Origin of the sequence: Pseudomonas vancouverensis (assembly GCF_004348895.1) — a bacterium.
Classification (GTDB): domain Bacteria; phylum Pseudomonadota; class Gammaproteobacteria; order Pseudomonadales; family Pseudomonadaceae; genus Aquipseudomonas; species Aquipseudomonas vancouverensis.
The window spans coordinates 102,130-128,469 of record NZ_RRZK01000031.1; the positions used below are offsets into that span (position 1 = coordinate 102,130).

At 61.2% G+C, this 26,340-nt stretch carries 21 protein-coding genes and 1 pseudogene; 3 read left to right on the forward strand and 19 right to left on the reverse strand.

Annotated elements, in window-relative coordinates; genetic code table 11:
* Positions 1 to 55 precede the first annotated feature (55 nt).
* The 15 genes from mdoH to hutC form a co-directional block, all read right to left on the reverse strand.
* Entirely contained in the window at positions 56 to 2,626 is a 2,571-nt protein-coding gene (gene mdoH / locus EIY72_RS24095; RefSeq protein WP_093227532.1) for a glucans biosynthesis glucosyltransferase MdoH, read from the reverse strand.
* Complete coding sequence (locus tag EIY72_RS24100) at positions 2,619 to 4,433, reverse strand: glucan biosynthesis protein G (protein ID WP_093227534.1); 1,815 nt, start codon at positions 4,431 to 4,433, stop codon at positions 2,619 to 2,621. Before EIY72_RS24100 ends, mdoH begins: the two co-directional genes overlap by 8 nt.
* A 321-nt stretch (positions 4,434 to 4,754) precedes the next feature.
* A complete protein-coding gene (gene dtd, locus EIY72_RS24105; RefSeq protein ID WP_093227536.1) occupies positions 4,755 to 5,192 on the reverse strand; it encodes a D-aminoacyl-tRNA deacylase in 438 nt (145 codons plus the stop codon).
* Positions 5,189 to 6,160 (reverse strand): prolyl aminopeptidase, encoded by a 972-nt coding sequence (gene pip, locus EIY72_RS24110; RefSeq protein ID WP_093227538.1) that lies wholly within the window; start codon positions 6,158 to 6,160, stop codon positions 5,189 to 5,191. The genes dtd and pip overlap by 4 nt, the downstream gene beginning before the upstream one ends.
* A 250-nt stretch (positions 6,161 to 6,410) precedes the next feature.
* Positions 6,411 to 7,214, reverse strand: a complete 804-nt coding sequence (hutG, locus tag EIY72_RS24115; RefSeq protein WP_093227540.1) for an N-formylglutamate deformylase — start codon at positions 7,212 to 7,214, stop codon at positions 6,411 to 6,413.
* Positions 7,215 to 7,224: 10 nt separating this feature from the next.
* Positions 7,225 to 8,430 carry an imidazolonepropionase gene (gene hutI / locus EIY72_RS24120; RefSeq protein ID WP_093227542.1) on the reverse strand — a complete coding sequence of 402 codons (1,206 nt, stop codon included), beginning with the start codon at positions 8,428 to 8,430 and terminating at the stop codon, positions 7,225 to 7,227.
* A 100-nt stretch (positions 8,431 to 8,530) separates the two neighbouring features.
* Positions 8,531 to 10,063, reverse strand: coding sequence for a histidine ammonia-lyase (hutH, locus tag EIY72_RS24125; protein WP_093227545.1), 1,533 nt, complete (start codon positions 10,061 to 10,063; stop codon positions 8,531 to 8,533).
* Between the two features lie 116 nt (positions 10,064 to 10,179).
* Positions 10,180 to 11,703, reverse strand: coding sequence for a histidine ammonia-lyase (hutH, locus tag EIY72_RS24130; RefSeq protein WP_093227547.1), 1,524 nt, complete (start codon positions 11,701 to 11,703; stop codon positions 10,180 to 10,182).
* 81 nt (positions 11,704 to 11,784) lie between these two features.
* A complete protein-coding gene (locus EIY72_RS24135; RefSeq protein ID WP_093227549.1) occupies positions 11,785 to 12,615 on the reverse strand; it encodes a quaternary amine ABC transporter ATP-binding protein in 831 nt (276 codons plus the stop codon).
* Positions 12,612 to 13,463 carry an ABC transporter permease gene (locus tag EIY72_RS24140; protein WP_093227551.1) on the reverse strand — a complete coding sequence of 284 codons (852 nt, stop codon included), beginning with the start codon at positions 13,461 to 13,463 and terminating at the stop codon, positions 12,612 to 12,614. The genes EIY72_RS24135 and EIY72_RS24140 overlap by 4 nt, the downstream gene beginning before the upstream one ends.
* Before the next feature lie 70 nt (positions 13,464 to 13,533).
* Positions 13,534 to 14,502, reverse strand: coding sequence for an ABC transporter substrate-binding protein (locus EIY72_RS24145; protein WP_093227553.1), 969 nt, complete (start codon positions 14,500 to 14,502; stop codon positions 13,534 to 13,536).
* A gap of 69 nt (positions 14,503 to 14,571) precedes the next feature.
* Entirely contained in the window at positions 14,572 to 16,044 is a 1,473-nt protein-coding gene (locus tag EIY72_RS24150) for a purine-cytosine permease family protein (protein ID WP_093227555.1), read from the reverse strand.
* Positions 16,045 to 16,144: 100 nt separating this feature from the next.
* The gene (gene hutU, locus EIY72_RS24155) at positions 16,145 to 17,827 is read right to left on the reverse strand and encodes a urocanate hydratase (RefSeq protein WP_093227557.1); all 1,683 of its coding nucleotides are present in this window, start codon (positions 17,825 to 17,827) and stop codon (positions 16,145 to 16,147) included.
* A gap of 491 nt (positions 17,828 to 18,318) precedes the next feature.
* Positions 18,319 to 18,888: a HutD/Ves family protein gene (locus EIY72_RS24160; protein ID WP_093227559.1), complete on the reverse strand. Its 570-nt coding sequence runs from the start codon at positions 18,886 to 18,888 to the stop codon at positions 18,319 to 18,321.
* 10 nt (positions 18,889 to 18,898) lie between these two features.
* Complete coding sequence (hutC, locus tag EIY72_RS24165) at positions 18,899 to 19,609, reverse strand: histidine utilization repressor (protein ID WP_197678878.1); 711 nt, start codon at positions 19,607 to 19,609, stop codon at positions 18,899 to 18,901.
* Positions 19,610 to 19,755: 146 nt separating this feature from the next.
* On the opposite strand from hutC, the gene EIY72_RS24170 reads away from it, so the two are divergent.
* Entirely contained in the window at positions 19,756 to 21,120 is a 1,365-nt protein-coding gene (locus tag EIY72_RS24170; RefSeq protein ID WP_093227563.1) for a formimidoylglutamate deiminase, read from the forward strand.
* Positions 21,121 to 21,240: 120 nt separating this feature from the next.
* Here EIY72_RS24170 and EIY72_RS24180 read toward each other — a convergent pair whose 3' ends face one another.
* Together EIY72_RS24180 and EIY72_RS24185 are read right to left on the reverse strand one after the other, a co-directional pair.
* Positions 21,241 to 21,810, reverse strand: coding sequence for a lipocalin family protein (locus EIY72_RS24180; RefSeq protein ID WP_093227565.1), 570 nt, complete (start codon positions 21,808 to 21,810; stop codon positions 21,241 to 21,243).
* A 31-nt stretch (positions 21,811 to 21,841) separates the two neighbouring features.
* Entirely contained in the window at positions 21,842 to 22,096 is a 255-nt protein-coding gene (locus EIY72_RS24185) for a hypothetical protein (RefSeq protein ID WP_090328096.1), read from the reverse strand.
* 295 nt (positions 22,097 to 22,391) lie between these two features.
* Between EIY72_RS24185 and EIY72_RS30435 the strand changes: the two are divergent.
* Both EIY72_RS30435 and EIY72_RS30440 read left to right on the forward strand, forming a co-directional pair.
* Positions 22,392 to 23,414, forward strand: a pseudogene (locus tag EIY72_RS30435) (HAMP domain-containing protein); the annotation flags it as partial.
* A 93-nt stretch (positions 23,415 to 23,507) separates the two neighbouring features.
* Positions 23,508 to 24,272 carry a methyl-accepting chemotaxis protein gene (locus EIY72_RS30440; RefSeq protein ID WP_371315405.1) on the forward strand — a complete coding sequence of 255 codons (765 nt, stop codon included), beginning with the start codon at positions 23,508 to 23,510 and terminating at the stop codon, positions 24,270 to 24,272.
* A 194-nt stretch (positions 24,273 to 24,466) separates the two neighbouring features.
* Here EIY72_RS30440 and EIY72_RS24195 read toward each other — a convergent pair whose 3' ends face one another.
* Both EIY72_RS24195 and EIY72_RS24200 read right to left on the reverse strand, forming a co-directional pair.
* Positions 24,467 to 25,069, reverse strand: coding sequence for a DUF924 family protein (locus EIY72_RS24195; RefSeq protein WP_093227569.1), 603 nt, complete (start codon positions 25,067 to 25,069; stop codon positions 24,467 to 24,469).
* Positions 25,070 to 25,072: 3 nt separating this feature from the next.
* A complete protein-coding gene (locus EIY72_RS24200) occupies positions 25,073 to 26,083 on the reverse strand; it encodes a class 1 fructose-bisphosphatase (protein WP_093227571.1) in 1,011 nt (336 codons plus the stop codon).
* Between the last annotated feature and the right edge of the window lie 257 nt (positions 26,084 to 26,340).

A 26,340-nucleotide genomic window follows, 5' to 3' on the forward strand; every position in this document is an offset into this window, starting at 1 on the left:
ACAAGGGCTTGGGGACGATCAGGCAAAAAAAACCCCGCTTTCGCGGGGTTTTTCATCAGGCTACCTGAGCCTGCAAAGTTGCCGGTCGCAGCGGCAGCAGCGGTGCATGCGGGTCGGCTTTCACCGATGCACGCCAGGCGTCCAGCCACTCGGCATGGCCTTCGCTCCACACTTGTTCGTGCAGGCGCGCCAGCGCTACCGGGTCACTGAGCAATTGCACCTTCTCGTTGTTGGTCAGCCCGTTCGGGCCCACCTTCATCGCGTGGCGCACGCGCTCGACCCGCAGCCATTCAATCGGCTCGGACTGACGGTGACGGGAGGTCGCCAGCGAGCACGCCAGGGCGTTCTGCTGCGGATCGACCACCGAACGGACAAAGCCGTCGTTCAGCGCATGCCAGCGGTTTTCGTGGGTGTACTGGTCAGTTGCCAGCAACGCCTGTGGCGGATTGTATTCCTCAGGGATCAGGAACAGGCTCTCGTCACGGGACTTCAAGCCCAGGCCGACACGGCTGGAGATCACCGACACCGGGATCGACAGCATCAACGAGCCGACAATCGGTACCAGCCACCACAGGAAGCTCGGGTTCAGCCAGATCACCAGCAGCGCCCAGAGGAAGCCCAGCAGGGTCTGCGGACCGTGGCGCTTGACCGCCTCGCTCCATGGCGTGGAGTCGTCGTCACGTTGCGGCGAGTTCCAGGTCGCGGCCCAGCCGAGGAACGCGGCGAGGACGAAACGGGTGTGGAAAATCATCCGCACCGGCGCCAGCAGCATGGAGAACAGCATCTCCAGCAGCATCGACAGGGTCACCTTGAACTTGCCGCCGAACTCTTTCGCGCCCTTGGCCCAGATCAGGATGATGCTCAACAGCTTCGGCAGGAACAGCAGCACGATGGTGGTCGAGAACAGCGCGATGGCCTTGTCCGGGTGCCATTGCGGCCACAGCGGATAAAGCTGGCGCGGTTCGAGGAAGTACTGCGGCTCCATCAACGTGTTCACCGCCAGCAGCGCCGTCGACAACACCAGGAAGAAGAACCACAGCGGCGCCGACAGGTACGACATCACCCCCGTCAGGAACACTGCACGGTGCACTGGGTGCATGCCCTTGACCAGGAACAGACGGAAGTTCATCAGGTTACCGTGGCACCAGCGACGGTCACGCTTGAGCTCGTCCAGCAGGTTCGGCGGCAATTCCTCGTAGCTGCCCGGCAAGTCGTAGGCAATCCACACGCCCCAACCGGCACGGCGCATCAACGCGGCTTCAACGAAGTCGTGGGACAGGATCGCACCAGAGAACGCACCTTTACCCGGCAACGGCGCCAGGGCGCAGTGGTCGATAAACGGCTTCATGCGGATGATCGCGTTGTGACCCCAGTAGTGGGATTCACCCAGCTGCCAGAAGTGCAGGCCGGCGGTAAACAGCGGGCCGTACACGCGGGTGGCGAACTGCTGCATGCGTGCATACAGGGTGTCCATGCCCGAGGCACGCGGCGCGGTCTGGATGATCCCGGCGTCCGGCGTGGCTTCCATCAGGCGCACCAAGCTAGTCAGGCACTCACCGCTCATCACCGAGTCAGCGTCGAGAACGACCATGTACTTGTAGTCACCACCCCAACGACGGCAGAAGTCGTCGAGGTTGCCGCTCTTGCGTTTAACGCGACGGCGACGGCGACGGTAGAAGATCTTGCCGAAGCCACCGGCCTCGCGGCAGACGTCCAGCCAGGCCTGCTGCTCGGCCACGCAGATATCGGCGTCGTTACTGTCGCTGAGGACGAAGAAGTCGAAGCGATCCAGGTCACCGGTCGCCGCCACCGACTCGAAAGTCGCACGCAGACCGGCAAACACCCGGGGCACGTCTTCGTTGCAGATCGGCATCACCAGCGCGGTGCGGGCATCCTTCGGAATCGGCTCGTTACCGGCGCTGGCGCCGGAAATGCGGTACTTGTCGTGACCGGTGAGCAATTCGAGGAAGCCCATCAGCGCGGTCCAGAAACCGGCCGACACCCAGCAGAACAGGATGCCGAACAGGATCAGGATGCTGGTCTGCAAGGCATACGGCAGCACTTGCGTGGCGGTTTGCAGCAGCGGTTGATGCAGGACTTCGTTGAGGTCGACGAACGACCAGCCCTGGTACGGCATGATGCCTTTCATGTACCAGCCGGCAACGATGGTCTGGCCGAGCATCAGCAGCAGCAAAATGTAGCGACGGATCGAGCCGACCGTACGCCAGCGGGCCGCTGGCAGGACGCGTTCGTCCTTCGGTGGCTTCGGCGGGTTGGTACGACCGGTCATTCGACGCCAGCCGCGCACCAGGATATTGGTGCGCCACGGCTCCGGCACGACCTTGGTGCGACGGATCGGCGGGGTCGCTTTCAGGCAGACCCGACCGTTGGCGTCGAGCACCAGCATTTCCGCGTCCTGCAGCTCTTCGGCGGTGCTCAGGGTCAGGCGCTTGCCGACCGAAGCCTGGGCGGCCTCGGACGGGGCGTCGAACGTCGAGGACGACAGGCGTTCGTGCAATTCGCTGAAAGACTGGCAGCCCGCGAGTTCCGCGCGCTGCTCGTCGGTCATCGGTAGATGTGCCAGATACTCGGAAAGTGTCTCTGGCTGTACTTGAGCGTTACTCATCGGCAGGCAACTGATAGCTCCAGGTCTCGGTCAGGACTTCTTCAGTCGGTGCCGATTCCGGTGTGGCTGGGGCCGCGTCGGCAGCGGCTGGCTGCTTGGCGTCTTTATTGGCCTTGTCCTTGGCATCTGCTACCGGCTTGGCTTCGGCCGGCTTGGCCTCCCCTGGCTTGGCTTCCTTGTCTTCTTTTTCCTGTTGCTTGGCGGCAACCTTGTCGGCCTTGGCAACCGACGAGTTCGACGCCGGGATCGAGGTCTTGGCCAGGTCCGCAGGCACGATGTTCTGTACCAGAGCGGCGCGCATTTCAGTGGCCTTGCCCGCGTCCTTGATCTTCATCCGCAGGGTCAGGCGCCAGCCCTTGGTTTCAGGGTTGTAGCGCACGCTGTTCTCGACCAGTTCGGCATTGTCGCCGACGCTGACCTGACTGCGCACGTCGGCATCGGCCGGCAATGCCGCCAGCGACGGGCCTTCGAAGTCGATCAGGTAAGCCACGCTGCCATCCGGCTGACGAATCAGGTTGGACTGCTTGACGTCACCGGTCGAACGCAGGGTCTGCTTGACCCAGGCGCTGTCAGGCGCGTGAATCGCGGCTTCGTCCATGGTCCAGTGCATACGATAAGCGACATCGAGCGGCTGGCCAGGTTCCGGCAATTTCTCCGGGTTCCAGAAGGCAACGATGTTGTCGTTGGTTTCGTCGGCGGTCGGAATCTCTACCAGATCGACAGTGCCTTTGCCCCACTCGCCCTTCGGCTCGATCCAGGCGCTTGGGCGCTTGTCGTAGCGGTCGTCGAGGTCTTCATAGTGGCTGAAGTCACGGCCACGCTGCAGCAAGCCGAAACCGCGCGGGTTCTCGACGCTGAAGTTGCTCACGGACAGGTGTTTCGGGTTGTTCAGCGGACGCCAGATCCACTCGCCATTGCCGGCATGGATCGCCAGGCCGCTGGAGTCGTGCAGTTCGCGACGGTAGTTGAGTACTTTCGACGGCTGGTTGGCGCCGAACAGGTACATGCTGGTCAACGGCGCGATACCGAGTTTGCCGACCTTGTCACGCAGGAACATCTGCGCCTTGACGTCGACAATGGTGTCGCTGCCCGGACGCAGGATCAGACGGTAGGCACCGGTGGCACGCGGGGAATCCAGCAGGGCGAAGATCACCAGGTGCTTGTCGCCCGGCTTGGGCTGTTGAATCCAGAACTCGCGAAAGCGCGGGAATTCTTCGCCGGACGGCAAGGCGGTATCGATGGCCATGCCACGGGCGGACAAACCATAGACGTGACCCTTGCCGACAACGCGGAAGTAACTCGCGCCGAGCATGGTCATGATTTCGTCTTGCTTGTCAGCCTTGTTGATCGGGTAAAGAACACGGAAACCGGCATAACCCAGTTGCTCAGTGGCCTTCGGATCGAATTTCATGTCGCCGAAATCGAAACGACTCGGGTCATATTTGATTTCTTCGACGGTGTTCGCGGTGATTTCGTTGATTTTCACCGGTGTGTCGAAGTGCATGCCCTGATGGTAGAAGGACAGCTTGAACGGCGTCTTCTGATCCGCCCATTCGGCTTTTTCGGTCAGAAAACGAATTTTCTGATAGTCCGCGAATTTCATGTCGCGGAACTCGTTCGGCAAGTTACTGCGCGGCGCTTCGTACTTCTGCGCGGCCAGCTCTTTCGCCTTGACCGACACGTCATCCAGATTGAATGCCCAAAGCTGGCCGGCGCTGAACAGGCAAAGCAGTGCAGAGCCTGCTACCAGAGCGCTACGTAACCGTTTGGCAGACAATTTTGGAGCATTACAGGGACTAACAATCACGAGCAACCCTCGCCGAAAACAGATCAAAAAACCAACGGCCAGTTAAAGGGTTCGCAGGTAAACGGCATGAAAAAACCACCCTTGCAAACCACTCTTGCCAAGTTGGCGAGCATTGTTCCGACTCCGCAGGGGCAAAATGATTCCCCAATCGGATCCGGACAAGTCTCTACCTAAGTCAAAAATGGACCAACGAACGCTGATCCCCGTAGCGCGCGATTATCTAGTAGGCCGCGTTACAACGCATCAGGGGTAACAAAGTATTTATCGCGAAAATCCCCTGTTTACAGTCGAAATGAGCTCAAAAAGATGTTTCAAGCGCTTTCAGGTCTGTAACAGGAAGGTTACCGGGCCATCATTGACCAGGTGCACCTGCATATCCGCGCCGAATCTACCTGATGCCACAGTGCCATGCATCTGTTTCGCTTTGCTTAATAGATAGTCAAATAGTTCTTCGCCCAACGCCGGAGGGGCCGCGGTCGAAAAACTCGGACGCAGCCCGCTTTTGGTGTCGGCGGCCAGGGTGAACTGAGAGACCAGCAGCAACCCGCCGCCCACATCCGCCAAGGACAGATTCATCTTGCCCTCGGCGTCGCTGAACACTCGATAGTTAAGCAGCTTATGGAGAAGTTTGTCGGCGCTGACACGCGTGTCGTCGGGTTCTACCGCTACCAACACCAACAAGCCCTGATCCACAGCCCCGACAATCTCGCCCGCCACCTCGACTCGTGCGCCACGCACGCGCTGCAACAGCCCCTTCATGCTTCTTCAGGCGGCAGGTCGAGCAGGCGCCGGGCCATCAGGTTGGCGGCGCGGACCAGCGCATCGGTGATGCCCGGTTCGGAAGCCGCGTGACCGGCGTCGCGGATCACCTGCAGTTCGCTGTTCGGCCAGGCCTGATGCAGTTCCCAGGCGTTGTCCAGCGGACAGATCACGTCATAACGACCATGAATGATCACGCCGGGCAGGTGGGCAATCTTGCCCATGTCGCGAATCAACTGGTTCGGTTCGAAGAAGGCGTTGTTGCTGAAGTAATGGCATTCGATGCGGGCAATCGACAGCGCACGCTGCGGCTCGGAGAAGCGGTCAACCACCAGCGGGTTCGGACGCAGGGTTGCGGTACGCCCCTCCCACATCGACCAGGCCTTGGCCGCGTGCATCTGGGCGATCTGATCGTTGCCGACCAGACGCTTGTGGAAAGCGGTGAGCAAGTCGTCGCGCTCGTCCAGCGGGATCGGTGCGATGTAGTCCTGCCAGTAATCAGGGAACAGACGGCTGGCGCCGGCCTGATAGAACCACTCGATTTCCTGCGGACGGCAGAGAAAAATCCCGCGCAGGATCAGACCGTGTACACGCTCCGGGTGGGTTTGTGCGTAGGCCAGGGCCAGGGTCGACCCCCAGGAGCCGCCGAACAGTACCCACTTTTCAATGCCCAGGTGCTGGCGGATCTTCTCGAGGTCGGCGACCAGGTCCCAAGTGGTGTTGTTTTCCAGGCTGGCGTGCGGGGTCGAGCGACCGCAGCCACGCTGATCGAAGGTGACGATACGGTACAGGTTGGGATCGAAGAAGCAACGACTCTGGGCATCACATCCGGCACCGGGGCCGCCGTGAATGAACACCACCGGCAAACCTTCCGGTGAACCGCTTTCGTCGACATACAGGGTGTGGGTCGCGTCGACGGCCAGATCGTGCCGGGCGTAGGGTTTGATCTGTGGGTACAAAGTCTGCATTGCGCACTCCGTAAGGGGTCGAGGTCATCCCTGGGGGGACTTCTATTATTCTGCCGTGGGGCATCATAAACCCGATTTACGTCAATGAGCATGCACTTGCTGGATCGCTGATCCAGTCACAGGCTGCGCTTCTCTGTAGGAGCGAGCATGCTCGCGAAAAATGTTCAGACAGCGCGGGCATTCAGGCAGCCAGCGTTATCGTTGAAGACCATCGCGAGCAAGCTCGCTCCCACAGGGTCATGCGTTCGCTCTAGCGCTTGTGGTGCTCTTCACCCCAGGCCAGCAAGCCTTGCAGCAGTTCCTTCAAGACCACCCGCGTCGGCTCGGCCAGGTCGGCGCGATAGCGGAAGGGCTCGAACTCTTCCATATAAGTGCACTGGCCCAGTTCCAGTTGCACGGCGTGGATGTTCTCGGCCGGATTGCCGTAATGACGAGTGATGTGACCGCCCTTGAAGCGACCGTTGAGCACGTGGGTGTAGTTGGCGTGACCCGCACAGATGGCCTCCAGTCGGCTCGCCAGCTGCGGATCGCAACTGGCGCCGTTGAAGGTGCCGAGGTTGAAGTCCGGCAACTTGCCGTCGAACAGGTGCGGGATCAGCGAGCGAATCGAGTGCGCGTCGAACAGCAACGCATAACCGAACTCGGCCTTGAGTCGTGCCAGCTCGTTTCGCAGGGTGTCGTGATACGGCGTCCAGATCTGTTCCAGATAAGTCGCACGTTCCTCTTTCGAAGGCTCGCGGCCTTCCTCGAACAACGGCACGCCGTCGAAGAGCGTCGCCGGATACAGGCCGGTGGTGGCGCCGACATACAACGGCTTGTCGTCGGACGGACGGTTCAGGTCAATCACGAAGCGCGAGTATTCGGCGGCCAGGGTGCTGGCGCCCAGCTCGGCCGCGAAGTCGTACAGCTGCGGAATGTGCCAGTCGGTGTCCGGCAGGCTTTTCGCCTGGGGGATCAAGCCGTTTTCCACCGCCGGGGTCAGGCGCACGCCGGCATGGGGCATGCTGATCAGCAGCGGCACGCGGCCTTGTTTGAAGTTCAGAACCTTATCCACAACCGCTCTCCTACAAAGGTGTTTCGACGCCGTTGCGCACGACGCGTTTTTCCAGGTCGCCGCCCAGCCAGTACGACAGGTCGGCGGGACGATCGATTTGCCAGGCAACGAAATCAGCGACCTTGCCCGCCTCGATCGAACCGTGGGTGTCGGCCATGCCCAATGCGGTGGCAGCATGAATGGTCGCACCGGCCAGGGCTTCTTCCGGGGTCATGCGGAAACAGGTGCAGGCCATGTTCAACATCAGGCGCACCGACAGCGCCGGCGATGTACCGGGGTTGAGATCGCTGGCAATGGCGATTTTCACGCCGTGCTTGCGCAGGGCGTCCATCGGCGGCAATTGGGTTTCGCGCAGGAAGTAGAACGCACCCGGCAACAGCACCGCGACCGTGCCCGATTCGGCCATGGCGATGGCGTCTTCTTCGGTCATGAACTCCAGGTGATCGGCGGACAGTGCGTGGTAACGCGCCGCCAGGCTGGAACCGTGCAAGGATGACAGCTGTTCGGCGTGCAGCTTCACCGGCAAGCCGAGCTTCTGTGCGGTGATGAACACGCGCTCGACCTGCGCCGGCGAAAACGCCAGGTATTCGCAGAACGCATCCACGGCGTCGACCAGGCCTTCAGCGGCCAGTGCCGGAAGCATTTCAGCGCAGATGTGCTCGATGTAATCGTCAGCACGATCCTTGTATTCCGGCGGCAAGGCATGCGCAGCCAGGCAGGTGCTGCGCACACTGACCGGCAACTCGGCACCGAGACGGCGAGCGACCCGGAGCATTTTGCGTTCGTTGGCCAGGTCCAGGCCGTAGCCGGACTTGATTTCGATACTGGTGACGCCATCGCGCATCAGGCTTTTCAGGCGCTTGGCGGCGCTGGCGAACAGTTCATCTTCGCTGGCCGCACGGGTGGCGCGCACGGTACTGGCGATGCCGCCACCGGCCGCGGCGATTTCCGCGTAGCTGACGCCTTGCAGGCGCTGCTCGAACTCACCGCTGCGGTTGCCGCCAAACACCGTATGGGTGTGGCAGTCGATCAGGCCCGGTGTAACCCAGGCCCCGTTCAAATCATTGACCGCCGGGTACTCGCCGGACGGCAGTTCACTGCGCGGGCCGACCCACTCGATGTGCGCACCGGACGTCACGATGGCCGCATCCTCGATGATCGAGTAAGCGCCGTGCGCCATGGTTGCGACGTGGCAGTGTTGCCAGAGGGTTTTCATCCCGGGTTCCTCGTCTTGTTCAAAATCGATTCGCGAGCAAGCTCGCTCCCACATGGAAATGCGTTCCCCTGTGGGAGCGAGCTTGCTCGCGAAGAGGTCCTTACAGGCTCGGCAGCAATTTCGCCGACACCAGCTCGTTCAGGCAACGCGACGCCAGCAGCTCACTCGCGGCGTTGATGTCCGGCGCAAAGAAGCGGTCCTTTTCATAAAACGGCACTTCGTTACGCAGGATGGCACGGGCCTTTTCCAGCTTCGGCGAAGTCTTCAGACCGTTGCGCAAATCCAGCCCCTGCACCGCCGCCAGCCACTCCACGGCGAGAATGCCGCGGGTGTTCTCGGCCATTTCCCACAAGCGCTTGCCGGCGGCCGGGGCCATGGACACGTGGTCTTCCTGGTTGGCCGAGGTCGGCAGGCTGTCCACCGAATGCGGATGGGCCAGCGCCTTGTTTTCGCTGGCCAGTGCCGCAGCGGTGACCTGGGCGATCATGAAACCGGAGTTGACCCCGCCGTTGGCCACCAGGAACGGCGGCAGTTGCGACATGTGCTTGTCCATCATCAACGAGATGCGTCGCTCGCTCAGGGAGCCGATTTCGGCGATGGCCAGGGCCATGTTGTCGGCGGCCATGGCCACCGGCTCGGCGTGGAAGTTGCCGCCGGAAATCACGTCACCTTCGGCGGCGAACACCAGCGGGTTGTCGGACACGGCGTTGGCTTCAACCGCCAGCACGTCGGCGGCCTGGCGGAACTGGGTCAGGCAGGCGCCCATGACTTGCGGCTGGCAGCGCAGGGAGTACGGGTCCTGGACCTTTTCGCAGTTCTCGTGGGAGTCGGAGACTTCGCTGCGCTCACCGAGCAGGTCGCGATAAGCGGCGGCGGCATCGATCTGGCCTTGCTGGCCACGGGCGGCATGGATGCGTGCGTCGAACGGCGAACGCGAGCCGAGCACGGCTTCGACGGTCAGGCCACCGAGGGCCAGGGCGCCGGCGAACAGGTCCTCACCTTCAAACAGGCCACGCAGGGCGAACGCGGTCGACACTTGCGTACCGTTGAGCAGCGCCAGGCCTTCTTTCGCCGCCAGGGTCAGCGGGGTCAGACCGGCAACTTTCAGCGCCTCGGTCGCTTCCATCCACTCGCCCTTGTAGCGTGCCTTGCCTTCGCCGAGCAGCACCAGCGACATGTGCGCCAGCGGCGCGAGGTCGCCGGAAGCGCCGACCGAGCCTTTCAACGGAATGTGCGGGTAGACCTCGGCGTTGATCAGGGCGATCAACGCATCGATCACCACCCGGCGAATGCCGGAGAAACCACGGCTCAGGCTGTTGACCTTGAGCACCATGATCAGCCGTACCAGGTCGTCGCTGATCGGCTGGCCGACGCCGGCGGCGTGGGACAGCACCAGCGAGCGCTGCAGGTTTTCCAGGTCTTCGCTGGCGATGCGGGTCGAGGCCAGCAGGCCGAAGCCGGTGTTGATGCCGTAGGCGGTGCGGTTCTCGGCGAGGATCTGCTCGACGCAGGCGACGCTGGCGTCGATCTGCGCAGCGGCGCTGCCGTCGAGGGTCAGTGTCACCGGCTGCTGGTAGACGTCGCGCAGTTGGGCGAGGGTCAGTTGGCCGGGGATCAGGTTTAGCGCAGTCATTTTTGGCTCCTTTTGAGAGTTATAAGCAACTACCAGACGCTCCGGAAATATCCGTTGTCCGTCGCTTCCCGCCTTTTGGGCGGGCTGGCGCCTTGGCACGCTGGTGTCGGGAAAAATCAGTTCAGATTCGGCAGTGTCTTGTTCAACAAATCCCGCTCTTTCAACACGCTGGCGGCCGCCGCGATGTCCGGTGCCAACCAGCGGTCTTGATCATAGGCCGGGACACGTTCGCGCAGCAGTCGCCAGGCGGCATCGGTGCCGGCGCCGAAACGCTGCTCCTTGAGGAATTCAAATGCCTGGGCGGCCAGCAAGTATTCGATGGCGAGGATCTGCATGCAGTTTTCCAGCGCGCGATGCAGCTTGAGCGCAGCATTGGTGCCCAGGCTCAGGTGGTCTTCCTGCAGGCCCGAGGTGACGTAGTTGTCGAGGACCGCCGGTTGCGCCAACTGGCGGTTTTCGGCGCACAGCGAAGCGGCCACGTATTGCACGATCATCATCCCGGAGTTCACCCCCGGGTTGGCCACCAGGAATGCCGGCAGGCCGCTGACGTGCGGGTTGATCAAGCGATCCAGGCGACGTTCGGCGATGGAGCCGATTTCCGCCATGGCGATGGCCAGCAGATCGGCGGCCATGGCCACGGACTGGCCATGCGGGTTGGCCTGGGACACTACGCGGTAGTTGTCCGCCGTGCCCAGCACCAGCGGGTTGTCGTTGGCGCCGTTGAGTTCGTTTTCAATCTGACGGGTCGCGTGCAGCAGTTGATCGCGCGCGGCACCGTGCACCTGCGGGATCGACCGGATGCTCAAGGCGTCCTGGGTGCGAATGCCTTTGCTCTGGGCGATCACTTCGCTGCCGTCGAGCAAAGCGCGCAGGTTGATGCCGACCTGTTGCATGCCCGGATGCGGTTTCAGCGCGATGATTTCGGCGTCGAACGCATCGATCTGACCACGCTGGGCCTCGAAGCTCATGGCACCGATCACGTCGGCCCACTCCAGCAGACGCGTGGCATCGGCAATCGCCAGGCAGCTCAGGCCGGTCATGCACGGCGTGCCGTTGACCAGGCACAAACCGTCCTTGGCTCCCAGCTTGACCGGTTGCAGGCCTGCTTCGGCCAGTGCCTGCTGCGCAGAAACGATTTGTCCGCGATAGCTGACATTGCCGACGCCCAACAGCGCGATACCAATGTGCGCCATGTGCGTCAGGTAGCCCACGGAACCCTGGGACGGCACTTGCGGGGTGATGCCACGGTTGAGCAAGGCCAGCAGCGCTTCGACGACCTGGCGGTGCAGGCCGGATTTGCCATGGCTGTAGTTGACGATGGCGGCGCACATGATCGAGCGGGTCTGCTCGTCGCTCAGTGGCGCGCCGACGCCACAGGCGTGGCTGAGCAGGGTATTGCGCGACAGTTGGCTGAGTTGTTCGTCCTGCAGCGAAACGTTGCACAGGGCACCCAGGCCGGTGTTGATGCCGTAGGCCCGTTCGCCGCTGGAGACAATGCGCTGGACGATGGCCTGGGCGTTTTCGATGCGTGCCCAGATAGCCGCCGACAGCTCCAGCTGTGCGCCATCGCGGGCGACGGCGACTACGTCCTGCCAGGTGACTGGCGCTTGGGTGATAACGATTTTTTCAGCCTGGGACATCTGGAGCCTCATACAAAATTCGTGGATGCATCACACCTGTGGCGAGGGAGCAAGCTCCCTCGCCACAAAAGCGCTTAACCTTTAAACCACCGCCGCCCGACGCTGCACAAAGCGGTCGACATACTCATCCGCCGGCGAGTGCAGGATCTCTTTTGGCGTGCCGACCTGAATCAGGCGGCCGTCCTTGAGGATCGCGATGCGGTTGCCGATGCGCACGGCCTCGTCGAGGTCGTGGGTGATGAAGACGATGGTCTTGTGCAGGGTCTTTTGCAGCTCCAGCAACTGGTCCTGCATTTCCGCGCGGATCAGCGGATCGAGGGCGCTGAAGGCTTCGTCCATCAGGATGATGTCGGTGTCCGCGGCCAGGGCACGAGCCAGGCCCACACGCTGACGCATGCCGCCGGACAGCTGATGCGGGTATTTGTTTTCGTAGCCCTTGAGGCCCACGGTGTTGATCCAGTGTAGGGCGCGCTCGTTGCACATGGCCTTGCTCTCGCCACGGATCTTCAGGCCGTAGGCGACGTTGTCCAGCACGGTCTTGTGCGGCAACAGGCCGAAGCTCTGGAACACCATGCTGATCTTGCGCCGACGAAATTCGCGCAGGGCATCCATGTCGTATTGCAGGATGTCCACGCCGTCCACCAGGATCGCGCCGCTGGTCGGGTCGATCAGGCGGTTGAAGTGGCGCACCAGCGTCGACTTGCCGGAACCGGACAGGCCCATGATCACGAAGATCTCGCCACTGCCGATGCTCAACGACAAGTCGTTCACGCCGACCACACAGCCGGTTTCGTTCAGCACCTGTTCCTTGGTCTTGCCCTGGCCGACCATGGCCAGCGCATCCTTGGAACGGTTGCCGAAAATCTTGAAGACGTTTTTGACTTCAATCTTGCTTACGGTTGCGTTGTTCATTTGCTCACCTCATGCCGTGGGCGACCATACGCCTGCGTAATGCGGTCGATGACCACGGCCAGAATCACGATCGCCAGACCGGCTTCAAGGCCGCGTCCGACGTTGAGGGTCTGAATCCCCACCAGCACGTCTTCACCCAGGCCACGGGCGCCGATCATCGAGGCGATCACCACCATCGACAGGGCCATCATGGTGGTCTGGTTGATCCCCGCCATGATGCTCGGCAGGGCCAGCGGCAGTTGCACGCCGAACAGTTGCTGCCAGCGGTTGGCACCGAAGGCGTTGATCGCTTCCATCACCTCGCCATCGACCTGACGGATGCCGAGGTCAGTCAGACGGATCAGCGGCGGCGCGGCGTAGATCACGGTGGCGAAAATCGCCGGGACCTTGCCCAGGCCGAACAGCATCAGCACCGGGATCAGGTACACGAAGCTCGGCATGGTCTGCATGATGTCGAGCAGCGGCATCAGCACCGAACGCAGGCGATTGCTGCGCGCCGACAGGATGCCCAGGGGAACGCCGATCAACACCGAGATGACCGTCGCTACCATCATCAGCGCCAGGGTCTGCATCAGCTTGTCCCACAGGCCGACCGCACCCACCAGGAACAGCAAACCGACGATCACCGCCGTGGTCACGACCTTGCGGGTCGCGTGCCAGGCCACGCCAGCGACGATTGCCAGCATCAGCCACCAGGGCGCCGCACGCAGCAGGCCTTCAAGATTGACGATGGCCCACAACAGCGTGTCGGAGATGTGCCGGAACACATCGCCGTAGTTGGTGACCAGCGAATCGACCCAACCGTTGACCCAGTCGGCGATGGAAAAGGTAAAGCTTTCGGGAAACATAAGAGACTCTCAATCAAGGGGTTGCGATCAAGCGTCCGACTGCCGCTTCCGGCAGCCGGTGAAGCTCAACCTACAAGGCCGCGTCGATCTTTTTGGCTGCGTCTTCGCTCACCCATGCGTGCCAGACTTCAGGATGTTCCTTCAGGAAGATCTTGGCCAGTTTTGGCGACTCGATCCGCTCCTTGGTCATGCGACCCAGGTTCTGGTTCAGCAGGTCGATCGGCAGGTTGACCTTTTCCAGCACGGCCACCAGTTCCGGGGCCTCTTCATGGAAAGTCTTGGACAGGCCGACCTTGATGGTCACGGTCTTGTCCACGCCTGGCTTCTCTTCCAGTTTCACCACGTCGACCTGGCCCATCAGCGGGGTTGGCGACCAGTAGTAGAACAGGATCGGCTCGCCACGCTTGTAGCTCGACAGCACCGCGGCATCCAGCGCCGGGCCGGTGCCTGGGCGGAAGTTGGTATAGGTGCTTTCCAGGCCGTAGCTTTTCAGCATTTCGCTGTTGTCGAGTTCACAGGTCCAGCCGGCCGGGCAGTTGTAGAAACGGCCCTTGGACGGTTCTTCGGCATCCTTGAAGATCGCCGAGTACTTGGCCAGGTCAGCGATGTTCTTCAGGTCAGGCGCTTTCGGCTCCAGCTTGCGCTTGGCGTCGCCTTCGATCACGTAGCGTGGCACGTACCAGCCTTCAACCGCGCCCACCACCGGAGCGCCGACGCCGACGACCTTGCCGGCCTTCTCGGCCTTGTTCCAGACCTCGCTGCGGCCGACCCACTCTTCGGCAAACACCTGGATGTCGTTGCTGCTCAGGGCGTTTTCCATGGTGATGGAGTTGCCCGGCAGGCTGTCGGTCTTGCAGTCGTAGCCCTTCTCCAGCACGACTTGCAGCACGTCGGTCAGGAGCATGGCGCTTTCCCAGTTCAGGCCGGCGAATTTCACCGGTTTGCCCGACTCGCACCAACCCGCTGCCTGAGTGGCACCGGCGCTGGCCAGCAGGCCCATGGAAAGCAATGTGGTCAGCAGGGTCTTGTTCGATTTCATTGTTGTGACGCTCCTAATCATGAATTGGCTTACGGCAGTCAAGAGGCATCCAGCCCTGGCAACATCCAATCAGGCCTGCGCCGCAGCGCGACCGGCCCCGCTTGTTCTAGGTGGTACAACACTGTCCTGCTCGACCGGCAGAATCAGCTGATCAGGCACGGTGCCATGCCATTTTTTAGCACACAGGTAATACACGACTGCGGGCAGCACCAGACCGATGATCCAGGAAATATCCACGTCCCCCAGGGAAGCCACCAGCGAACCGGTGTAGAACTTGGTGGAAATGAACGGCAATTGCACCAGCACGCCGAAGACATAGACGCTGATACCCAGAAGGTTCCAGCGACCGTAACGACCGTTCGGATCGGCCAGTGCCGGCACGTCATAGCGCTCGCGGGTGATGCAGTAGTAGTCCACCAGGTTGATCGCGCTCCATGGCGTGAAGAACGCCAGCAGGAACAGGATGAACGACTTGAACGCACCGAGGAACGAGTGCTGGCCGAGCAACGCCATCAGGGTTGCGGCACCGACGATAACCAGCACGAAAACCAGACGCTGCAGGCGCGAGACTTTCAGGTCACCGCGGAAGCCGCTGATGATGGTCGCGATGCACATGAAGCTGCCGTAGGAGTTCAGCGTGGAGATGGTCACCTTGCCGAACGCGATGCTGAAATACAGCAGCGCCGCGGTAGCACCGGCACCACCCAGACCGACGATGTAGGCCACTTCGTGGCCGGCGAACTGACCGTTGGCCGAGGCCGCGGCAAACACGCCGAGAACCATCGCCACTTGTGCGCCAATGACCGAACCTGCGCCCGCGGCAAAGAAGGTTTTCACCGAGGACACGTTGCTTGGCAGGTAGCGAGAATAGTCAGCCACATACGGGCCGAAGGCGATCTGCCAGGAGGCCGCGAGGGACACCGCGAGCAGGAAGCTGCTCCAGCTGAAGTGACGGATTTGCAGGAGTGCGCCAACGTCGACCTGACTCATCAGACGGCTGAACAGGTAAACAAAGGCGATCACACCAATGACGCTGGCAATACGGCCGATCCAGTGGATCACCCGATAGCCGAGCACCGTGACCAGCACGATGACGCTGGCGAAAATCAGGATACCGACGGTGTCGTTGACCCCGAACAACTGGCCCAGCGCCTGACCGGACAACACGGTGCCGGTGGCGGTGAAGCCGAGGTACATCAGACATACCAGTACGATCGGGATGGCGGCGCCATAAACGCCGAACTGCACCCGACTGGAAATCATCTGCGGCAGGCCAAGCTTCGGCCCTTGCGCAGCGTGCAGCGCCATGACCCCGCCGCCCAGCAGTTGACCGATCAGCAGACCGATCAACGACCAGAACACATCACCGCCCAGCACCACGGCCAAGGCCCCGGTGACGATCGCGGTAATTTGCAGGTTGGCACCCATCCACAGGGTGAACTGACTGAAGAGACGACCGTGTCTTTCCGCTTCCGGGATGTAGTCGATCGAACGCTTTTCGATCAACGGTTTACTGCCTGCACGTTCGTCAGTGACAGCCATGGTTCAACCTCTGTGGATTGTTATTAGAGTTCACGTCATGAGGCGCTTTGTGTGGGAGCAAGCTTGCTCCCACAGGTAAAGCAGTCCCACAGGCTTTACATTACTTGCCGGTGATCATCGGCAGGTTCAGGCCTTGTTCCTTGGCGCAGTCGATGGCGATCTGGTAGCCGGCATCGGCGTGACGCATAACGCCGGTCGCCGGGTCGTTGTGCAGAACGCGGGCGATACGCTCGGCCGCTTCGTCAGTACCGTCGCAGACGATGACCATGCCCGAGTGCTGGGAGAAGCCCATGCCGACGCCGCCACCGTGGTGCAGGGACACCCAGGTCGCGCCGCTCGCGGTGTTGAGCAGAGCGTTGAGCAGTGGCCAGTCGGACACAGCATCGGAGCCGTCCTGCATCGATTCGGTTTCGCGGTTCGGGCTCGATACGGAACCGGAGTCCAGGTGGTCGCGACCGATCACGATCGGCGCCGACAGCTCGCCGCTGCGGACCATTTCGTTGAACGCCAGACCGAGCTTGGCACGCAGGCCCAGACCCACCCAGCAGATACGTGCCGGCAGACCCTGGAAGCTGATGCGCTCGCGGGCCATGTCCAGCCAGTTGTGCAGGTGCGCGTCGTCCGGGATCAGTTCTTTGACTTTCGCGTCGGTCTTGTAGATGTCTTCGGCGTTACCCGACAGCGCAGCCCAACGGAACGGACCGATACCGCGGCAGAACAGCGGACGGATGTAAGCCGGTACGAAGCCAGGGAAGTCGAATGCGTTTTCCACGCCTTCTTCCTGAGCCATCTGACGGATGTTGTTGCCGTAGTCGAAGGTCGGAATGCCTTGCTTCTGGAATTCCAGCATCGCCTTGACATGCACGGCCATCGACTGCTTGGCGGCCTTGATCACGGCAGCCGGCTCGGTCTTGGCGCGTGCGCGGTATTCTTCCCAGGTCCAGCCAGCCGGCAGGTAGCCGTTGAGCGGGTCGTGGGCACTGGTCTGGTCGGTGACCATGTCCGGACGCACACCGCGACGGACCAGTTCCGGGAGGATTTCTGCAGCGTTGCCCAGCAGCGCGATGGAGATCGCCTTGCCTTCCTTGGTGTATTTGGCGATGCGCGCCAGGGCGTCGTCGAGGTCTTTGGCCTGCTCGTCGACATAACGGCTTTTCAGGCGGAAATCGATGCTGACCTGCTGGCATTCGATGTTCAGCGAGCATGCGCCGGCCAGGGTGGCGGCCAGCGGCTGAGCGCCACCCATGCCGCCCAGGCCAGCGGTCAGGACCCACTTGCCTTTCAGGTCATCGTTGTAGTGCTGGCGACCGGCTTCGACGAAGGTTTCGTAGGTGCCCTGGACGATGCCCTGGCTGCCGATGTAGATCCAGCTGCCGGCGGTCATCTGGCCGTACATGGCCAGGCCTTTGGCGTCCAGTTCGTTGAAGTGTTCCCAGTTCGCCCAGTGTGGCACCAGGTTGGAGTTGGCGATCAGCACGCGGGGAGCGTTGGCGTGGGTCTTGAACACGCCGACCGGCTTGCCGGATTGCACCAGCAGGGTTTCGTCTTCATTGAGGTTGGTCAGGCTTTCGACGATCTTGTCGTAGCATTCCCAGTTGCGCGCCGCACGCCCGATGCCACCGTAAACCACCAGTTCTTTAGGGTTCTCGGCGACTTCCGGGTCGAGGTTGTTCATCAGCATGCGCAGCGGCGCTTCAGTCAGCCAGCTCTTGGCAGTCAGCTTGTTACCGCGGGCAGCGCGGATTTCAACGTCACGGCTCTTTGTAAACGAATCAGTAGTCACGAAAAGAACTCCTCAGCAATCAATCCAAAAACCAACCCAGGCAGTGGGCGAGCAAGCCGATGGGCATCAGTGCACACCGGCGAATCAGTGGACGACGGTTGAGTCTTCGTGACTCATACGCATACGTCTTTACTTGTACATACAAGCATATGCAATCAAGCGGCCAACTTGTTGGATGGGTGTTCAAGAAAAATTCGGAAACGGCTGGAGAGCGCCTGGAACGGGGGTTGTAGCGAGGATGAAATTTTTCAGTGGATGCTTTTGGAGGCTGTGATCGATGTTACTTGAGCGTGGCTTTGCGCCACGCTGGGGCGTTCGGTAACAAAATGGTGCGCTGAGAAACAGAAACAGTGAATACATTTGTGGCGAGGGAGCTTGCTCCCGCTGGAGGCCGCAGGACTCCCCATTTCGGCATGACCGATTTGGGGGCCGCTTCGCAGCCCAGCGGGAGCAAGCTCCCTCGCCACAATGTTTTTTTGGTTGCTGGAAGATCAGCGTGCAGTCAGTTCAATCACGCAGCAGGCACCGTTACTGGAGACTTCCAACAGGCCAGTGTTACCGACAAGTTGCAGGCAATCATGGCGGCCCAGTTGCTGGGCACTGTTACCGACCTCCACTTGCAACTCATCACTGACACTGAACACCAAGACGGTGCCCGCCTCACTGAAAAACCGCTGCTCACCGCTCAACCACTGCAAGCGCGCGCTGTAACGCTGCGGCGCATAAATGAGATTGAAGTCACGAATAGCCCCGCCGAGCAACGTGCAGACAACCTTGCTCTCGCCGCTGAAGGTAAACGGGTCCAGTGGTAACAGTGGACGGGTGTCCTGGCCATCCACCGACAAGGTCATGCCATCGCCCTGCAGCACGGTGATGATCCGCTCGTACCCGGCGAAGGTGGAAAACCCGCCCGACTCGCCGATGTCGGCAATCGACAGGCGCCAGCCAAAACCGTCCAGGCCGGTGCCGGCGTCGCGGGTGATTTCCTCGGTGCTGCCGCCACCGTTTTTCCATGGCATGCGTGGGTAATCTTTGGCGCGTAAAACCTTCAACTCACTCATTTATGGCTCTCTATTTATGAAACCGGCCTTCCAGGCGATGACGGGAACCGGGGTGAATCAGACGAGCGGCAGTCACCGGTTGACGACCGGACCAGGTGCGACGGCGAATCAGCAGGCACGGCTCGCCTTTTTCAATTTGCAGCAATTTGCATTCGGACGGCTCAGCCAGAATCGCCTCGACCACGTGCTCGCCTTCGGTCAGCGGTGCGACCTGGCTCAGGTAGGCGTAAGGCGTTTGCAGGGTGAAATCCTGCTTGAGGTATTCCGGTGCCACCAGTGCATTGACGAAACGGTCCTCGATTTGCACCGGGATATCGTTTTCGTAATGCACGATCAGCGAGTGGAACACCTTCTGCCCTTCGCGCATGTCCAGGGCCACGGCGCGCTCGGAGCCGGCGGCCTCTTCTTCCAGGGTGATCACCTGGCAGGTGTGGCGATGGCCGCGGGAGGCGATTTCGTCGGCGATGTTGTGCACTTCAAACAGGGCGGACTGGCTTTTCGGCTCGGCAACAAAGGTGCCGACCCCCTGCATGCGCACCAACAGGCCGTCGGCGGTCATCTCGCGCAGGGCGCGGTTGATGGTCATGCGGCTGAAGCCCAGTTGGCTGACCAGCTCGCTTTCCGACGGCACGCGGTAGTGCGGCGGCCAGTTACCGCTGTCGATTTGCTGGGTGATCATCTGTTTGACGCGGGCGTACAAGGGCGCCGGACTGTCGCCCATGTTCGCGGCCAACGGAGAGACTGGAGGCGGAGTCGGCACGGTTAATCCTTGGTCGTTTGGTCGAGGTTGCTAGCTTGCCGGAGTTTACCGGGCAGGCAAACGTCTGTATATGTATATACAAATAACACACGATGGGGTGCTGAACCATGTCCGCTTTCTTTGCCGAACGCGCGCTGCTGCCTAGTGGATGGGCCAACAATGTACGTCTTGAGGTCAGCGCCGAGGGCGTTTTGACCCATATCCAGGCCGATTCCACCGCAGAAGGTGCCGAACGGCTGAGCGGTCCGCTGCTGCCGGGCATGCCGAACCTGCACTCCCATGCGTTCCAGCGGGCCATGGCCGGCCTTGCGGAAGTCGCGGGCAATCCGAACGACAGTTTCTGGACCTGGCGTGACCTGATGTATCGCCTCGTCGGAAAAATCAGCCCGGAACAACTCGGCGTCATCGCCCGTCAGCTGTACATCGAAATGCTCAAGGCCGGTTACACCTCGGTCGCCGAGTTTCATTACGTGCACCACGACCACAACGGTCAGCCTTACGCCGATCCGGCCGAGCTGGCCTTGCGCATCAGCCAGGCCGCCAGCTCCGCCGGTATCGGCCTGACCCTGTTGCCGGTGCTCTACAGCCACTCCGGTTTCGGTGGTCAGACGCCGAACGAAGGCCAGCGCCGTTTCATCAACAGCACGGAAAACTACCTGAAGTTGCAGTCACGCCTGCAGCCGCTGCTGGCGCAGCAAAAGGCACAATCGCTGGGCCTGTGTTTCCACTCGTTGCGCGCAGTGACGCCGCAGCAGATCAGCGAAGTCCTGGCGGCCAGCGACAAGCAGTGCCCGGTGCACATCCACATCGCCGAACAGCAGAAAGAAGTCGACGACTGCCTGACCTGGAGTGGTCGTCGCCCCCTGCAATGGCTGTATGAAAACGTTGCGGTCGACGAGCGCTGGTGCCTGGTCCACGCGACCCACGCCAACCCGGAAGAAGTCACACAGATGGCCAGGAGCCGGGCGATTGCCGGCCTGTGCCTGACCACCGAAGCCAACCTCGGCGACGGGATCTTCCCTGCCGTGGATTTCCTCGCCCAGGGCGGACGCATGGGTATCGGTTCCGACAGCCATGTGTCGTTGAGCGTGGTGGAAGAACTGCGCTGGCTGGAATACGGCCAGCGCCTGCGCGATCAGCGGCGCAACCGCCTGTATGGCGCGGCCCAGCCGATGGTCGGCCGTACGCTGTTCGATGCGGCACTGGACGGTGGCGCCCAGGCACTCGGCCAACCGATTGGTGCGTTGGAAATCGGCAAGCGTGCCGACTGGCTGGTACTCGACGGCAACGATCCGTATCTGGCGACGGCCAGCGGTGACGGAATTTTGAATCGCTGGTTGTTTGCCGGTGGCGATCGTCAGGTGCGCGATGTACTGGTCAACGGCCAGTGGGTGGTGCGGAACGGGCGGCATGCTGATGAAGAAGAAAGCGCGCGCGCATTCACTCAGGTCCTGCGCGATCTGTTGAGCTGACGCAAAACAAAATGTGGGAGCGAGCTTGCTCGCGAAAGCGGTGTATCAGTCGACAATTCTTTCAACTGACACGCCCTCTTCGCGAGCAAGCTCGCTCCCACATTGGTCAAATGCTAGTGATCAGTTCGAGGTCTTGGCCATCTGCTGATCCGACGCCCGCCAGATCAACCGCGTGGTGTCGTAACCCTGCTGACGCGCCTTGCTCAGCAATTCCTCGCGCACCACACCGTTCACGGTCGGCGAGCGCGACAGCAACCACAGATATTTGCGGCTCGGATCGCCGACGATGGCGGTCTTGTAGTCGTCGCTGACGTACAGCACCCAGTACTCACCCTTGGCGACGCCGGGAATCAACCGCGAAAACCAGGTATCGAACTCGACCCATAGCTTGTCGGTTTTGCCAGGCTCTTGCGGATACGCCGTGCCCTTGACCTCTTCCCACTGCCATTGCGGCGTCAGGCAGCGATTGAGCACCGCGATGTTGCCGTCCGGCTTGAGCGTGTAATGGGCTTCGGATTGCGCACAGTCGCGCTGGAAGTACATCGGCAGGCGGGCCAACTCGTACCAGGTGCCCTGGTAGCGCTTGAGGTTGACGCTCTTGGCCGTTTTCGGTGCCAATGGGTCCTGGCCAGACGTGGCACAGCCGGCCAACACCAGGCCGGCAAAAAGGATGATCAATAACCGCTTCATTGTTTTTCTCCCGTGGGCGCGTAGCCCCGGTTTACTTCAGGCCTTGGCCGGAAAACATCAGCACTTTGTCACCGGCATACTGCACGCTGATAAAGCTGTTCTTGTCGCCCCAGGTGCAACTGGACATGCCGAGCGCGCCGGAACAATCGGCGGGTTTGCCCAGCAGCGTTTCGACATCGGCCTTGGCCATGCCGGCCGAAAGTTTCGAGTAGTTTTCCTGGTTGACCTTGCTGCAGGCAGCCAACAGAACACAGAACGAAAGCAGGGCGATGGATCGCAGCGACATGGTGTAACTCCGGGGCGAGGGGGGATTGGCATGGCTGCCAAGCTGAAGCTTAGAAGAGAAAACCCCCATCTGGTTCCCTGCCCGGCCGCCTATTTATTCGGCCGCTCGTCTGCCTTTTACGCACAAATCCAGTGACGTTCCCGGGCGCTGGAGTATTTCGTCGTTTTTCGGCAAATCCGCCTAATCTTTGGCGCTGCCCAGTCGACATACAGGCAACGCAAAGCCGCGTCCGTGGCTTTTGCCTCCCCTATTGTTGATATGACCCTCTGCGGTAGCGCACCCAATGACCAGAAACATGAAATTCAGCCACAAGATCTTGCTGGCCGCCGCCCTCGTCGTGGCCGTCGCATTCGCTTGTTTCATCCTGTTCAACGACTATCGCCAGCGCGAAACCTTGCGCAACAGCACCGAAGCCTCGATGCAGGAACTCGGCAGCCTGACCACCAGCAACATCCAGACCTGGCTGGAAAGCCGCATGCAGTTGCTGCAGTCGATGGCCCAGCAAGTCAGCGCGGACGGCAACGCGCCGACGAGCCTGAAACGCATCATCGACCTGCCCGCCTACACCGGTAATTTCCAGTTGAGTTACTTCGGCGGTGCTGATGGCGTGATGTTCTCGGTGCCGGCAGGGAACCGCGCGGCAGACTACGACCCACGCGCCCGTGGCTGGTACAAGGCCGCAAACAGTGCACAACAAACCATCGTGACCGAACCCTACATCGCCGCCTCCTCCGGCAAGCTGGTGATCACCGTCGCCACCCCGGTGCAACGCCAGGGCCAGATGCTCGGCGTCGCCGGCGCCGACATCGATCTGTCCAGCGTCAGTGCAATCATCAACTCGCTGAACTTCGGCGGCCACGGTCACGCGTTCATCGTCGGTGCCGACGGCAAGATCCTGATCCACCCGGACAGCAAGCTTGTGCTCAAGAGCCTGGCCGAGGCCTACCCGAACGACACGCCGAAAGTCACCCCGGGCATGAAAGAGGTCGAGATCGACGGCCACCGCCAGTTCATCTCCTTCACCCAGGTCAACGGTGTGCCGTCGGCGAACTGGTACGTCGCCCTGGTACTTGACCAGGACACCGCGTTCTCGATGCTCAGCGAATTCCGCACCTCGGCGATCATCGCCATGGTGATTGCGGTGGTGATCATCATCGCGCTGCTGGGCATGCTCATCCGCGTGTTGATGCAACCGCTGCTGACCATGGGCCGCGCCATGCATGACATCGCCGAAGGCGAAGGCGACCTGACCAAGCGTCTGGAGATTCACGGCCATGACGAGTTCGGTGCCCTGGGCCTGTCGTTCAACCGCTTTGTCGAGCGTATTCACACCTCGATCATCGAAGTGTCCTCCGCCACCGGCCAGGTCAACGAAGTGGCGCTGCGGGTAGTCGCCGCCTCGAACTCGTCGATGTTCAACTCCGACCAGCAAGCCTCGCGCACCAGCAGCGTGGCTGCGGCGATCAACCAGCTCGGCGCCGCCGCCCAGGAAATCGCCCAGAACGCCGCCCTCGCCTCGCAGCACTCCAGCGACGCGCGCAGCCTGGCCGAAGACGGTCAGCAGGTGGTGGATAAAACCATCGCAGCGATACAGCAACTCTCGGCGAAGATCAGCGACTCGTGCGGCAACATCGAAACCCTCAACAGCAACACGGTCAACATCGGGCAGATCCTGGAAGTGATCACCAGCATCTCCCAGCAGACCAACCTGCTGGCACTCAACGCCGCCATCGAAGCCGCACGCGCCGGTGAAGCCGGGCGTGGTTTTGCCGTGGTGGCCGATGAAGTGCGCAACCTGGCCCACCGCACCCAGGATTCCGCACAGCAAGTGCAGACCATGATCGAAGAGCTGCAAGTCGGCGCGCGGGCAGCCGTGGGCATCATGACCGACAGTCAGCGCCAGAGCGAAAGCAGCGTTGGTATTGCCAATCAGGCCGGTGAACGGCTGGGTAGCGTGACCCAACGCATTGGCGAAATTGACGGCATGAACCAGTCGGTGGCCACGGCCACGGAAGAACAGACGGCGGTGGTCGAATCGATCAACGTCGACATTACCGAGATCAACACCCTGAACCAGGAAGGGGTAGAGAACCTGCAGTCGACCTTGCGCGCGTGTGCCGATCTTGAGCAGCAGGCGGCGAGGTTGAAGCAGTTGGTGGGCAGTTTCAGGATTTAAGGCGAAGCCACTGGCCTCATCGCTGGCAAGCCAGCTCCCACAGGTTTATCTGTCGGTCACGAAACTGTGGCCACTGAAGATCCTTGAGGGAGCTGGTTCCCACAGATTTATCTGTCGCTCACAAAACTATGGCCGCTGAAGATCCTTGCGGGAGCTGGCTTGCCAGCGATGGCGGCAACAGTTGCAATGAAAATCTAGAACCTGGAACCCGGCTTCGACAGAAACGCCAACTCCGCAGCGGTACTCTCCCTTCCCAGCACCGCATTGCGATGCGGAAACCGTCCAAACTGCGCGATTACTTTCTGATGCTTTTCGGCATAGTCCAGATAATCGGCAAACAGCGCCTGATCTTTTTCGGGCTGCTGCGCCATCAAATCGGCGTAGCGCGAAATGCATTCGTTTTGCACGTCGAGATTTTCGCAGTGCTCGAACACCAGAAGGATGAATACCCGCTGGATCGGCTGTAATTGCCGATCGAAATCCGCAGCAATGCCCTGAGCCACGAGCTTCTGCGCCCTGAGGTCGCCTGCAAAGGATTTGGGAGATTCGCGAAAGATCATTCGCGGGAGTTGGTCGAGCAACAGCACCAGTGCCAGCCAACCTTCGGGACGTTGCGTCCACTCGGTCAATCCGCCGGCCAGTGCCTGCTCGACCCAGTCCCCGAAACGCTCGCGCGCTTCGAGGTCCTGGCTGGCGCGCTTGCCGAACCACAACTTGCCCTGTTGCGCCGCCACATCGCTGGCTGATTCGGCACTGCCGAACCACCAATCGAGCAACGGCTGCCAGGGCGCGTTCATGGTTTATTCCTTGTGGTAGGCCGTGACGCGTGCGACTTCTTCTTTCGAGCCGAGGAACACCGCTACGCGCTGGTGCAGGCCTTCAGGCTTGATGTCGAGGATGCGCTGGTGACCGTCGGTGGACGCGCCGCCCGCCTGTTCCACCAGGAACGACATCGGGTTGGCTTCGTACATCAGACGCAGCTTGCCCGGCTTGGAGGGCTCGCGGCTGTCGCGCGGGTACATGAACAGACCGCCACGGGTCAGGATGCGGTGCACGTCGGCAACCATCGCGGCCACCCAGCGCATGTTGTAGTTCTTTTTCAGCGGACCTTCGTCACCGGCCAGCAATTCGCTGACGTAACGTTGCACCGGGGCTTCCCAGTGACGCTGGTTGGAGGCGTTGATGGCGAATTCCTGGGTGGCTTCAGGAATGGTGATGTCTTCGTGGGTAAGCACGAAGCTGCCCATTTCGCGGTCCAGGGTGAAGCCCTTGACGCCATGGCCCAGGGTCAGCACCAGCATGGTCTGCGGGCCGTAGATGGCGTATCCGGCGGCAACCTGCTGGGTGCCTGGCTGCAGGAAGGCTTTTTCGTTCAGCGGTTCGTTCTGGCTCAGGTATTCGTTCGGGCAACGCAGTACCGAGAAAATGGTGCCGACCGGGGCGTTGATGTCGATGTTCGACGAACCGTCCAGTGGGTCGAATACCAACAGGTAGGCACCTTTTGGGTATTTGCCCGGGATCTGGTAGGCATTGTCCATTTCTTCGGACGCCATGCCGGCCAGGTGACCGCCCCATTCGTTGGCTTCGAGCAGGATCTCGTTGGACAGCACGTCGAGCTTCTTCTGCACTTCGCCCTGAACGTTTTCAGTGCCCATGCTACCCAGAACACCACCCAGGGCGCCTTTGGACACGGCGTGGCTGATTTCCTTACAGGCACGCGCCACCACTTCGATCAGGAAGCGCAGATCGGCAGGAGTGTTGTTGCTGCGGGTCTGCTCAATCAAATAGCGACTCAAGGTAACGCGGGACATGGACGGCTCCGGAGGAATGGGGGACTAAAAACCCGCGCAGTTTAACGCGAGTCGGGGCGCATTGCCTCCTATCAGACGAGATCGGCCAAAGAGAGTTCAGGCGCGGGGTTTAGCGTAGATGGAAATGGAGGCCATGTGAGTCTTGTATACGCAGTGGATCCAACACTTTCGCGGTCAGCAAGGCCGCCATCGCGAGCAAGCTCGCTCCCACAGGGGCAGCGCAAAACCTGTGGGAGCGAGCTTGCTCGCGATGGGGT